The sequence below is a fragment of the Rahnella sp. JUb53 genome, from assembly GCF_004346065.1.
Lineage (GTDB): Bacteria > Pseudomonadota > Gammaproteobacteria > Enterobacterales > Enterobacteriaceae > Rahnella > Rahnella variigena.
Genome location: NZ_SLYT01000005.1, coordinates 267,592 through 279,751, shown reverse-complemented (window position 1 = coordinate 279,751; position 12,160 = coordinate 267,592). Strand labels below are relative to the sequence as shown.

General features: G+C 53.8%; 9 protein-coding genes. 1 reads left to right on the top strand and 8 read right to left on the bottom strand.

Features of this window, described 5'->3' with window-relative positions:
* Positions 1–482: 482 nt before the first annotated feature.
* A complete protein-coding gene (locus tag EC840_RS14350; RefSeq protein WP_132965817.1) occupies positions 483–3,143 on the bottom strand; it encodes a hypothetical protein in 2,661 nt (886 codons plus the stop codon).
* A gap of 424 nt (positions 3,144–3,567) precedes the next feature.
* Here EC840_RS14350 and mutS point away from each other — a divergent pair, with 424 nt between their 5' ends.
* Complete coding sequence (gene mutS / locus EC840_RS14345; protein WP_132965815.1) at positions 3,568–6,123, top strand: DNA mismatch repair protein MutS; 2,556 nt, start codon at positions 3,568–3,570, stop codon at positions 6,121–6,123.
* Positions 6,124–6,234: 111 nt separating this feature from the next.
* Here the strand turns inward: mutS and rpoS are convergent, their stop codons facing one another.
* The 7 genes from rpoS to ispD form a co-directional block, all read right to left on the bottom strand.
* On the bottom strand, positions 6,235–7,221 hold the full coding sequence (gene rpoS, locus EC840_RS14340; protein WP_112287711.1) for an RNA polymerase sigma factor RpoS: 987 nt from the start codon (positions 7,219–7,221) through the stop codon (positions 6,235–6,237).
* Between the two features lie 51 nt (positions 7,222–7,272).
* Positions 7,273–8,295 carry a murein hydrolase activator NlpD gene (gene nlpD / locus EC840_RS14335; RefSeq protein WP_120163240.1) on the bottom strand — a complete coding sequence of 341 codons (1,023 nt, stop codon included), beginning with the start codon at positions 8,293–8,295 and terminating at the stop codon, positions 7,273–7,275.
* Between the two features lie 242 nt (positions 8,296–8,537).
* Complete coding sequence (locus tag EC840_RS14330; protein ID WP_112287713.1) at positions 8,538–9,164, bottom strand: protein-L-isoaspartate(D-aspartate) O-methyltransferase; 627 nt, start codon at positions 9,162–9,164, stop codon at positions 8,538–8,540.
* Positions 9,154–9,918: a 5'/3'-nucleotidase SurE gene (gene surE / locus EC840_RS14325; protein ID WP_165929036.1), complete on the bottom strand. Its 765-nt coding sequence runs from the start codon at positions 9,916–9,918 to the stop codon at positions 9,154–9,156. Before surE ends, EC840_RS14330 begins: the two co-directional genes overlap by 11 nt.
* Complete coding sequence (gene truD / locus EC840_RS14320) at positions 9,899–10,945, bottom strand: tRNA pseudouridine(13) synthase TruD (protein WP_165929037.1); 1,047 nt, start codon at positions 10,943–10,945, stop codon at positions 9,899–9,901. Before truD ends, surE begins: the two co-directional genes overlap by 20 nt.
* Positions 10,946–10,967: 22 nt before the next feature.
* The gene (ispF, locus tag EC840_RS14315) at positions 10,968–11,441 is read right to left on the bottom strand and encodes a 2-C-methyl-D-erythritol 2,4-cyclodiphosphate synthase (RefSeq protein WP_015695903.1); all 474 of its coding nucleotides are present in this window, start codon (positions 11,439–11,441) and stop codon (positions 10,968–10,970) included.
* Positions 11,441–12,160 (bottom strand): 2-C-methyl-D-erythritol 4-phosphate cytidylyltransferase, encoded by a 720-nt coding sequence (gene ispD / locus EC840_RS14310; RefSeq protein ID WP_113877410.1) that lies wholly within the window; start codon positions 12,158–12,160, stop codon positions 11,441–11,443. The genes ispF and ispD overlap by 1 nt, the downstream gene beginning before the upstream one ends.

Genomic DNA, 12,160 nt, shown 5'->3' with positions numbered 1-12,160 from the left:
AGCCTCGCCAACGGGTTTGGAAAATGTTCAACACGGCAAAATCCCAAAGGATCAGAGAAATTACTCATTGAATTTTATCAGGGCTTTTCATGTCAGGAAGGAGGCGGATCCGGGGATAAAGAAAACAGCGGGAATACCTGTAAACTCATCAAATCTCAACCCTCCATTCCGAAACGGAAAACGGGAACCACTGAAGAGTTACTGCTGCCAATGCACACCTTTAATCTGATAAAAAACCCGTGCAGCCGCGTCATTTTACGCTTCGGGGAGGATTCTGTGTACATTTCTGTTCACGTAGCTTAACGGCTTAGTTACATTTTCACTCGGTGCAATATCCCGAAGGATTAACGGTGACAGCGGATGGCCCGCAGGTGCTGGCTTTGTGGTAAAAAAAAACCGGTTCAACAGCAAAAAACTGTCACCGGTACCGGAAGTGGCGGGCCCGCTGTACCGGACCCGCCCGCGTTAAAAGTACTGCGTGGTTACTTCACCGTCGGCGTTTTGGAACGCCACTGGCTGACTGATTTCAGCGCACTGCTTTCCTCAAATTTCACCGGATTATCACGATAGGCTTTCAGTTTGTTGCGCATCCAGCTGCTGGCATCGCCCACACCGCTGATCACACCGGTCGTCGCACCGCCACCTAAGTGGACATGGAAAATACCGCGTGACGGGAAATCCAGATACTTCGGCGTGGACAGATCCCATGAATGACGTGAGAACAGTTCACGGGTGTCGTTACCCATCATTGATGCATAAGCCGCATCGAATTTCAGCGCCAGCAGGCGTTCATGGATCGCATCCACCGAGGTCCCGATTTCAGAATGCCCCATCAGGTAGCTGCCGCCGCTGCCCCAGTTCTGGGTGTTGAAATCGGCATTAACATCATCAGCAGACGTCGGCAGATGGCTGGCCGGAACCTGCCATGGCAGAACCGGTTGACGCAGGTGACGGCTTAATGAAGCGCAGAAATCAAAAGTGCGTTCCCATTCGTATGGAGAATAACAATAACCATTGGCATACGAACGGATAGTGAAGTCATCGGCTTCGTAACGGTCTGCCGCCATAAAATCAGCGCCCTTCGCCACATCAGGCGAACCGTCGGCACGGATATACTCGATGTCATCAAACACGCCGACCAGTAAGGCATATTGCGCCGTCAGTCTGCCCGCAGTGAACGGATCAACCGTCATTTTTTTATGTTGCAGGTCAGCGGCATCAAACACATCGTCATAGACGAAATCTTTGTAAACCCACTGCGAACCCGCCACGCCCCACAGGTTAACCTGCCAGCCGAGTACAACGTCTGGCGCAACCACGCGCGTCAGCCAGTTCACTGCACGGATATAACCTTTCAGGGTATTGGTAATGCCCGCAGGAACCTGCACATTGACGTTGTGATGGGCCAGTGCTTCGGTCAGAGGCTGACGCACCGGAATTTCATACGTCGGCAGGAAACCGTATTTCTGGCATTCGCCGAGATAATCCGGATTGACAATATATCCGGCTGGCACCGGATGTTCGGCATCCTTCTGGGACTGCGACATTTGCAGCGACTGAATAAAGTTGGCGAAGCTGAATTTATGGCGAACCGGATCGGCAATAATATTCGTGACATCGCCCAGTGATAAGTTACAGGTATAAGACACCATCAGCGGCAGCACGGGTTCATTCAGTTTGGCGGAAACGTCCCGCGCCATTTTAATAATTTGCAGCGTCGGTTCTTTAGACGGTGACAGATAATCGCCCGCATCGCCCATGCCGTCATCACCGGAATATTTGAAAATTGAAGAGACACGTGCCGCGGCAAAATCATCCACGTTAGTCGGTACCATATTGGCGCAGGCACCAAAGGTGAGGTACTCAGGGAAACCTTTCACGCGCAGATTCGCCCCTTTCACTACCGCCACATTCAGCTGTGCCGGTGCATTCGCGCTGACCAGTAAAGGCTGAGGGCTGACATCCACGTAATGCACGACGCCATCGAGAATAAAGGTGTCGGAAACCACGGTATAAGCACCCGGCGCAACCAGAACCGCCTGCTCAATGTTACCATTTTGCGCGGCAATCGCATCAAAGCGGTACTGACGTGGCGGAACGGAATTGTCCGTCAGTCGCAGTGTCAGGGATTTACTGACCGCAGCATCTGCCTTCACACTGACCGTCAGCTTCGCCGCATTGGACTGTGAATCGCCACGCTGGCTGACCTGTGCCTGGGTGTAATTAATGCTGTGATACTGACCGTCGAACTGACCGTCGTAATCATCAAACAGATAATGAACATTGTTCAGACGTAAATCGGCGAGGCGGATTTCAAACCGGCCAGAAACAGGTAAATGTTCCAGACGATATTGCTGGCCGGAACGTACCGGCAGGCTCAGTTTATCCGTGCCATTCTCGCTGCAAATCAGCGTCAGTTCTTCATCGCGTAAACCGGCAAGACCTGAGAAATTCAGGGCAACATCAATGGTCGTACTGCGGTCCACTGCGCCGAAGGTGATGGCCAGCGACGTGGTGCGGCCTTTATCAATGGTGATTTCTGCCTGACCAATATTAACGGGAACACGGATCGTGCCGTCATCCGTGCTTAAGTCTGTCGCAATGACAGTGTAATTCCCGGCGTTGACGGAGAAGGTAGACACGTGACCAAACCCCGGCAAAACACGCAGAGTCTTGTCGCCGCGTACCAGACGCAGTTCGACTGCGGTATTTTTTAATCCGGCGGGCAGCGGCGGGCAACTGACTGACAGCTCACCGGTCACACCCGGCTCTTCGTCTGCGGCCAGCGCAAAGGTTTCACGGAAATCAGACCAGGCAGGCGAATCGGCAGAAGAGACGTTCAGCCCCATATGGATTTTCTGAATAGCGTCGCCGACAGGCTGACCGTCAGTCGGTTCGACGATCACTTTGACATCGAAAATTCCGCCGCCGACGTCTGTTGATTCCACCTTAATACCGAGTGGTTTCCACGGATTAGTTTCGACGTTAATATCACCGGCAGTGATTTTTCCCGGTGCTGAAAATACGATCACTAACTTTTCTTTAATATCAACCGCGCTGCCTGACGTTGATTTAATTTCATTCAAATCGAGAGTGGGATACCACGCATCGTTGGTCATATTTAATTTGAATTGCAATTGCATAATACTTCTCCGCAAAGATGGGTAAACAGTGAAAAAAAATCCCGTATTAATAAGGTCATCCGGGAACAGCCATCACCCTAGCAGAGCAGTAAAACATTCATCGAAACACTTAATTCATTTTATGCAGTTGTTATTATTAATATCACCTGACAACAATCGCATTAATATAACGGCACAATTTTATGATTATCATGCCTGTTATTATTATTCTCATAAAAAATAAAAAAGGTATTAATACGCCATATCGACATGCTCAAATTCACAAAACGCTACGCTCTGCAAATGAGGGGCATGTTACATGTCAGCTTTGCGCGATGCTTTCCAGTTTTAGTTGTGACAGCTTCTTGCCCGCTGGGCTAAGATACGCAACAGAAAAAATCCTTAAACCCATCGCGTCGAAAAATGGATTAAAAAGATTAAGTCTATGACAAATAATGTAAACCTGGATGCCCACACGCCGATGATGCAGCAGTATCTGCGTCTCAAAGCAGAGAACCCGGAGGTTCTGCTGTTCTATCGCATGGGCGACTTCTACGAACTGTTTTATGACGATGCGAAACGCGCATCGCAGCTGATGGACATCTCCCTGACCAAACGCGGTGCTTCTGCCGGTGAGCCGATCCCTATGGCGGGCGTGCCTTATCATGCGGTGGAAGGTTATCTGGCGAAACTGGTGCAGCTCGGTGAATCCGTCGCGATCGCCGAACAGATTGGCGACCCGGCGCTGAGTAAAGGGCCGGTTGAGCGTAAAGTCGTGCGTATTGTCACGCCCGGCACCGTCAGCGATGAAGCGTTGCTGAGCGAGCGCCATGACAACCTGCTGGCGGCTATCTGGCAGGACGGCCGTGGATTTGGGTATGCGACGCTGGATATCAGCTCCGGCCGTTTCCGTGTGGCTCAGCCCGACGATCTGGAAACCATGGCAGCGGAATTGCAGCGTACCAATCCGGCGGAATTGCTGTATCCGGAAAGTTTTGAAGCCATGCAGCTTATCTCTTCCCGTCGCGGATTGCGTCGCCGTCCGATGTGGGAATTTGAGCTGGAAACCGCGAAGCAGCAGCTCAATCTGCAATTTGGTACCCGCGATTTAAGCGGCTTTGGCGTTGAGCAGGCGGCTCAGGCGCTGCGTGCTGCCGGTTGTCTGCTGCAATACGTGAAAGATACCCAGCGCACTGCCCTGCCGCATATCCGTGGTGTCACCATGGAACGCCAGCAGGATGGCATTATTATGGATGCGGCCACCCGCCGTAATCTGGAGCTGACGCAAAATCTGGCCGGTGGCGTCGAAAACACGCTGGCCGCGGTGCTTGATCAGGCGGTGACGCCGATGGGCAGCCGTATGCTCAAACGCTGGATCCACATGCCGAGCCGCGATATCAAACTGCTGACGCATCGTCAGCAGGCGATTGGTGCGTTGCAGGATATCACCGCCGATTTACAGCCGGTGCTGCGTCAGGTCGGCGACCTCGAGCGTATTCTGGCACGTCTGGCACTGCGCAGCGCACGTCCGCGTGATCTGGCCCGAATGCGTCATGCCATGCAGCAACTGCCGGAAATCCGCGAGATCTTGCAGGGAACCGAAGCCGCTCATGTGAAAACGCTGGTGGAGCAAACCGGTGACTTTACCGAACTGGTGGAATTGCTGGAACGCGCTGTGATCGAAAGCCCGCCGGTTCTGGTGCGTGACGGTGGCGTAATCGCGCCGGGTTACAACGCTGAGCTGGATGAATGGCGTGCGCTGGCAGACGGCGCGACGGATTATCTCGATCGTCTGGAGATCCGCGAACGTGAAAAGCTGGGGCTGGATACGCTGAAAGTCGGTTTCAACGGCGTTCACGGTTATTACATTCAGGTCAGCCGCGGTCAGAGCCATCTGGTGCCGATTCATTACGTCCGTCGCCAGACGCTGAAAAATGCCGAGCGCTACATCATTCCTGAGCTGAAAGAATACGAAGACAAAGTACTGACCTCCAAAGGCAAGGCGCTGTCTCTGGAAAAAGCGCTGTATGAAGAGCTGTTCGACCTGCTGATGCCGCATCTGTCTGCGTTGCAGCAAAGCGCCAGCGCGCTGGCCGAGCTGGATGTGCTGAGCAATCTGGCGGAACGTGCTTACACGCTCAATTACGCTTGCCCGACCATGAGTGAAAAGCCGGGTATTAATATTACCGGCGGTCGCCATCCGGTGGTTGAGCAGGTGCTGAGCGAACCCTTTATCTCCAACCCACTGAACATGTCTCCGGCGCGACGGATGCTGATCATCACCGGTCCTAACATGGGCGGTAAAAGTACCTATATGCGTCAGGCGGCACTGATTGTTTTGATGGCGCATATCGGCAGCTATGTTCCCGCTGAGACTGCCGTCATCGGGCCGGTGGATCGCATCTTCACCCGCGTCGGTGCAGCGGACGATCTGGCTTCCGGGCGTTCGACCTTTATGGTGGAAATGACAGAGACGGCGAATATCCTGCACAACGCGACCGAAAACAGTCTGGTGCTGATGGATGAAATCGGACGCGGGACGTCAACCTACGATGGTCTGTCACTGGCCTGGGCGTGTGCGGAAAACCTCGCCAGTCGTATTAAAGCCATGACGTTGTTCGCCACCCATTATTTCGAGCTGACCACCCTGCCGGAAAAAATGGAAGGCACGGTCAACGTGCATCTGGATGCTATCGAACACGGCGACACCATTGCCTTTATGCACAGCGTGCAGGACGGCGCGGCCAGCAAAAGCTACGGTCTGGCTGTGGCTGCACTGGCCGGTGTTCCGCGTGATGTGATTAAGCGTGCGCGCCAGAAACTGAAAGAGCTGGAAACGTTGTCGAACAACGCCGCTGCCAGCAAAGTTGATGGTCCGCAGCTGGCATTACTGACCGAAGAAGTGTCTCCGGCGGTGGAAGCCCTGGAGGCTCTCGATGCGGATTCATTGTCGCCACGTCAGGCGCTGGAGTGGATCTATCGTCTGAAAGATATGGTGTAAGCGTCTGCTGGCCCGATCAGCGTGCATAAAAAAACGGTGGGGATTAACCCACCGTTTTTATTTTTCGTTCTTGCAGATACTGCATGATGCAGTCACTGTCTGACGCGTTGTTTATTCGCGGAACAATGCTTCAATGCTCAGGCCTTGCCCCTGCAGGATTTCACGCAGGCGACGCAAACCTTCTACCTGAATCTGACGAACACGTTCACGTGTCAGGCCAATTTCGCGGCCCACATCTTCCAGCGTTGCCGCTTCATAGCCCAACAGGCCGAAACGACGCGCCAGTACTTCACGCTGTTTTGCATTCAACTCGAATAACCACTTAACGATACTCTGTTTCATGTCGTCGTCTTGTGTGGTGTCTTCCGGGCCGTTGTCTTTTTCATCCGCCAGAATATCTAACAACGCTTTCTCTGAGTCACCACCTAACGGGGTGTCTACAGAAGTGATGCGTTCATTCAGGCGCAACATACGGCTGACGTCATGTACCGGCTTGTCGAGTTGCTCAGCAATCTCTTCAGCGCTCGGTTCATGGTCCAGTTTATGTGCAAGTTCACGTGCAGTACGCAGGTAAACGTTCAGTTCTTTAACGATGTGAATCGGCAGACGAATAGTACGGGTTTGATTCATGATCGCCCGTTCGATTGTCTGACGGATCCACCATGTTGCATAGGTAGAGAAACGGAAACCGCGCTCAGGGTCGAATTTTTCAACCGCACGGATCAGACCCAGGTTGCCTTCCTCGATCAAATCCAGCAGTGCCAGACCGCGATTACTGTAGCGGCGGGCAATCTTAACCACCAAACGCAGGTTACTTTCAATCATACGGCGGCGGGAAGGAACATCTCCCCGCAGCGCGCGTCGTGCGAAATAAACTTCCTCTTCTGCGGTAAGCAGAGGGGAATAACCGATTTCACCGAGGTACAGTTGAGTGGCGTCCAGCACTCTCTGGCTTACAGCCTGCGACAACAATTCTTCTTCAGCATCGTTGTCGGCAGTCTCTTCGACTAATGCTTTCTCGTCAAAGGCTTCAGCGCTGTTCTCATCGAAATCTACATCATCATGTAACTCGTTAACTTTCAGCGTATTCTGACTCATAAGCTGCTCCTACCCGTGGTCCCGAGGGCAGAATCAATGCTCTGCCCCGATTTATCGCTGCGGAAGATAACGCAGCGGGTTTACGGATTTCCCCTTGTAACGAATTTCAAAATGCAATCTTACTGAACTGGTTCCGGTGCTACCCATAGTCGCTATTTTTTGTCCCGCCTGCACTTCTTGTTGTTCCCGGACCAGCATTGTATCGTTATGTGCATAGGCGCTCAGGTAATCATCATTGTGTTTAATGATGATCAGATTACCGTAACCGCGAAGAGCATTACCCGCGTAAACCACACGCCCCGAGGCGGTTGCTACGACAGATTGTCCACGCGAACCAGCAATATCGATCCCCTTATTTCCCCCTTCAGAAGCTGAGAAATTATCGATAATTTTCCCGTCAGTCGGCCATTTCCAGGAGGAAACCGGACCGCCATTATTTGTTGACGTGGCGACGGGAGTGCTGGCTACAGCAACAGGTGTTGTGGTGGTAGTAACTGCACCTGATGAAGGCAACATCTTACCTACATTCTGTTTACCAGAAGAATCAGAATACGTGGTAGTTGGTTGAGATGCAACCACAGAACCTGCAAGCATTCCTCCGGTTGGTACTTTCGGAACACCGCCATTTGTGGCATCGGTAACCACTGGCGCGCTGCTGGTACTGGCCGCAGAAGAGACGTTATTTATCTGGACTGTCTGCCCGACTTCGAGGCTGTATGGCGCAGGGATATTGTTGCGCGCGGCCAGGTCACGGAAGTCATTGCCGGTGATCCACGCAATGTAGAACAGGGTGTCGCCACGCTTCACCTGATAGGTGCTGCCGCTGTAACTTCCTTTAGGGATGGAGTTGTAGCTGCGGTTGTACACAATGTGTCCGCCAGACCCCACGGCGGGTGCCATTTGTGGATTGGAATTCAGAGTATTCTGACTACTGTTGCCACTGTTTCCGCCGCCATTAACGCTGCTGATAGGTGCAGATGTCGTTGAATTGTTCGAACATCCCGCCATCCAGGCACTGATAAAAGTACACACTGCAATGCGGCTTAGTGTTTTTATTGGGCTTCCCGTGCTCATATTTCCCCCGTTACGGCAATCTCAGAATATCTCTTTAACCGCGCACACCGCGCCAGCTGGCGCTTTTCGTGTCACCTGACACGGTGCGGGCAGGCAACATGCGCATTCAGGACGTTGCCCGAATGCCGCTGTGCCATAAAAAACTGTAGTGGATGCTATCAACATCGCCAGTACAGCACCATATAACAGTTGTATTTAAATTTTAAGGGGTTAGTCCTGAAGGCACCTGCACAGCGCCGGTTTCAGGCAAGTTCGCCTTTCACCAGCGGAACAAAACGAACGGCTTCGATGTTTTCGGCGACAAACTCATCACCACGACGGGTGACCCGTTGCAGTGTCTGATTTTCTTCGCCCACGGGCAGAATTAAAACGCCGCCATCATCGAGTTGTTGCAGTAAATCTTGAGGTATTTCAGGGGGTGCGGCGGTGACAATAATGGCGTCAAACGGACCGCGCGAAGGCCAGCCCTGCCAGCCGTCACCATGACGGGTGGAGACGTTATGCAAATCGAGTTGCTTGAGGCGTCTTTTCGCCTGCCACTGCAATCCCTTGATGCGCTCGACCGAGAAAACATGCTCCACCAGATGCGCCAGAATCGCGGTCTGATAGCCCGAACCAGTGCCAATTTCCAGCACGCGTGAAGACGGCTCAAGGCGCAGCAGCTCAGTCATTCTCGCCACCGTATAGGGCTGAGAAATGGTCTGGCCGGAGCCAATCGGCAACGCAGTGTTTTCGTAGGCTTTATGCTGAAATGCCTCATCGACGAACCGCTCTCGCGGCACGGATTCAATGGCATGCAGCAGCTTTTCATCATGAATGCCCTGCTGGCGCAGCTGTTCCAGCAGGTTGTACATCGGCTTATTCACCATTCGCGCTCACCCCGGCCTTTTCCAACCATGAGACCACGACATCCTGAGCCGCATAGGCAGTTAAATCCACCTGAAGTGGCGTTACTGAAACATAACCTTGCGCGACAGCGGCAAAATCAGTGTCAGGTGCGACATCAAATTTATCGCCCGGCGGACCAATCCAGTACAAGTCCTGACCACGCGGATCCTGCTGACAAAATACCTGCTCAGCCGGATGACGGCTACCGCAACGCGTCACTTTGATCCCTTTAATCTGCGAAAGCGGCAGATCCGGGACGTTAATATTCAGAATTTTGCCAGTACGTAAAGGCTCACGCACCAGCGCCCTGAGAATACGACAAGTGATGATCGCCGCCGTGTCGTAATGCTGATGACCGTCCAGCGAGACCGCAAGCGCAGGAAAGCCCAGATGACGGCCTTCCATGGCGGCAGCAACGGTGCCGGAGTAAATTACGTCGTCGCCCAGATTCGGTCCGGCGTTAATGCCGGAGACCACGATATCCGGCTTCGGACGCATCAGCGTATTGACGCCAAGATATACGCAGTCGGTCGGCGTGCCATTAATCACGGCAGTATCGCCGTTGGGGTAAGACTGAATACGCAACGGGCCGTCCAGCGTCAGCGCGTTCGATGCGCCGCTGCGGTTACGGTCAGGGGCCACCAGCTTCACGTCGGCAAACTCACGCAGCGCGGACGCCAGCGCCTGAATGCCCGGAGCCAGTACGCCGTCGTCGTTACTCAGTAATATCCGCATCAGTTTCATCCAGATTCATCAGTTCACGCACCACGCTGGTGGCATAACTGCCGGCCGGTAACCAGAATTTGAGTTCCAGAGTGACGTCATCCCAGCGCTGCCATTGCATCTGCAAAGGTTGCAGCATAATGGCACGACGCGCAGGTTCCAGCCGTTCACGTTTGAGCAGTGACAGCAAATCTGTCTGATCGCTGAGACAAGTTTGCTCGAACGCTTCGGCGTCTTCCAGCGTGCCAAGCGGGCCGTCACCGGGTAAAGGTGCCGTCACCAGCAGTTCACCGCTTTCAACACGAGGTTGCAGCGATTCAAACTCTTCGGCTTTCGCCACAAACCAGCTGCCGCGTCCGCTCAGTTGCAGGGCATCGCCAAGCATCGGCTGACGCACGGTGCCATCGGCCAGTCGCTGGCTGGCGACGATATTGAACATCGCGCTGCGGCTGGCGGAAAGATAGAAGCTGCGCTTGGCGCGTTCTTTCGGACGGGCTTCGTTGGTTGCCCAGCGTTTCGCCTGCACCAGATTATTGCCGCCACGACCAAAGCGCTGGGTGCCGAAATAGTTCGGTACGCCCTGTTGGGTGATTTTTTCCAGACGTGCTTCAACATCCGCGATATCGCTTATCTGGCGCAGCACCAGCGTAAACGCATTACCTTTCAGCGTGCCGATACGCATTTTTTTGCGATGACGTGAGGCGCGGACCACTTCGCAGCCTTCGAGGTCAAACTGGCTTAAATCTGGATCAGCCTTGCCCGGCAGATGCAGGCAAAACCATTGTTCGGTGACTGCATGACGGTCTTTCAGACCGGCATAACTGACGTCGCGCGGATGCACTTTGGCAAACCGCGCCAGCTGCTCGGCAACAAATTGGGTGTTGCAGCCATTTTTGCGGATCCGCACCAACAGATGTTCACCTTCTCCGTCCGGCTCAAAGCCCAGATCCTCTTCGACGATAAAGTCTTCCGGATTGGCTTTCAGCTGGCCGGTGGCAACAGGTTCGCCCAGTAACCAGGTGAGACGTGACATATCTATCATGCGGTAATCTTCCACAACATCATTCCTTAATCAGCAGGGCAACGGCTTCGCAGGCGATACCTTCGCCGCGACCGGTGAAGCCCAGCTGTTCAGTGGTAGTGGCTTTTACGTTGACGTCATCCATATGGCACTGCAAATCTTCGGCCAGAAACACGCGCATCTGCGGGATGTGCGGCGCCATTTTCGGTGCCTGTGCAATGATGGTGATATCCAGATTGCCCAGCTTGTAGCCCTTCGCACGGATACGGCGATAAGCTTCACGCAGCAGTTCACGGCTGTCAGCGCCTTTGAATGCCGGATCGGTATCCGGGAACAATTTGCCGATGTCACCCAGCGCAGCAGCACCGAGCAATGCGTCAGTGGCCGCGTGCAGCGCGACATCGCCGTCAGAATGCGCCAGTAAACCCTGCGGATAAGGGATACGCACACCACCGATCACCAGCGGACCTTCGCCGCCAAACTTATGTACATCAAAACCGTGACCGATACGCATTATGCGTTCTCCTCCTGGGATAAGCGGGTTAAATAGAATTCTGCCAGCGCCAGATCTTCGGGCCGGGTGACTTTAATATTATCGGCCCGTGCCGGGATCAGCATAGGATGAAACCCGCAATATTCCATTGCAGAAGCTTCATCTGTGACCACTGCCCCTTCATTAAGGGCACGGCGCAGGCAGGTTTTCAGTAATTCGAGCGGGAAAAATTGTGGCGTCAGCGCGTGCCAGAGATCCTGACGATCGACAGTATGCGCAATTGCCGCGACACCGGGTTCGCCGCGTTTCATGGTGTCACGCACCGGGGCGGCGAGGATCCCACCGACTTTGCTGGTGGCGGAAATCGCCAGCAAATTACTGAGGTCATCGGGATGCAAACACGGGCGTGCGGCGTCATGCACCAGCACCCAGCCACGGTCACCGGCGACGTCCAGTCCGGCCATAACCGATTCAGCGCGTTCAGCCCCGCCGGCCACCACGCGGATCCGCGGATCACGGGCAATGGGAAGTTCGGCGAACTGCGTGTCGTGCGGGCTTAACGCCACAATAACCTGGCTGACTCTGCCACTTTGCAGCAAAGCGCGAATGGAATGTTCTATCAGCGTTTTACCGCCAACAGAAAGGTATTGCTTGGGGCATTCTGCCTGCATACGGCTGCCAATTCCGGCAGCCGGTAACACGGCAATGACCTCTGGAAGGGAAACTGCGGTATGACTCAT

Excerpts from the sequence above, each read along its gene's own strand:
- ispF (WP_015695903.1), bottom strand. The coding sequence starts at position 11,441 with ATGCGTATCGGTCACGGTTTTGATGTACATAAGTTTGGCGGCGAAGGT.
- EC840_RS14350 (WP_132965817.1), bottom strand. The coding sequence starts at position 3,143 with ATGCAATTGCAATTCAAATTAAATATGACCAACGATGCGTGGTATCCC.
- ispD (WP_113877410.1), bottom strand. The coding sequence starts at position 12,160 with ATGAGTCATACCGCAGTTTCCCTTCCAGAGGTCATTGCCGTGTTACCG.
- mutS (WP_132965815.1), top strand. The coding sequence starts at position 3,568 with ATGACAAATAATGTAAACCTGGATGCCCACACGCCGATGATGCAGCAG.
- rpoS (WP_112287711.1), bottom strand. The coding sequence starts at position 7,221 with ATGAGTCAGAATACGCTGAAAGTTAACGAGTTACATGATGATGTAGAT.
- nlpD (WP_120163240.1), bottom strand. The coding sequence starts at position 8,295 with ATGAGCACGGGAAGCCCAATAAAAACACTAAGCCGCATTGCAGTGTGT.
- surE (WP_165929036.1), bottom strand. The coding sequence starts at position 9,918 with ATGCGGATATTACTGAGTAACGACGACGGCGTACTGGCTCCGGGCATT.
- EC840_RS14330 (WP_112287713.1), bottom strand. The coding sequence starts at position 9,164 with ATGGTGAATAAGCCGATGTACAACCTGCTGGAACAGCTGCGCCAGCAG.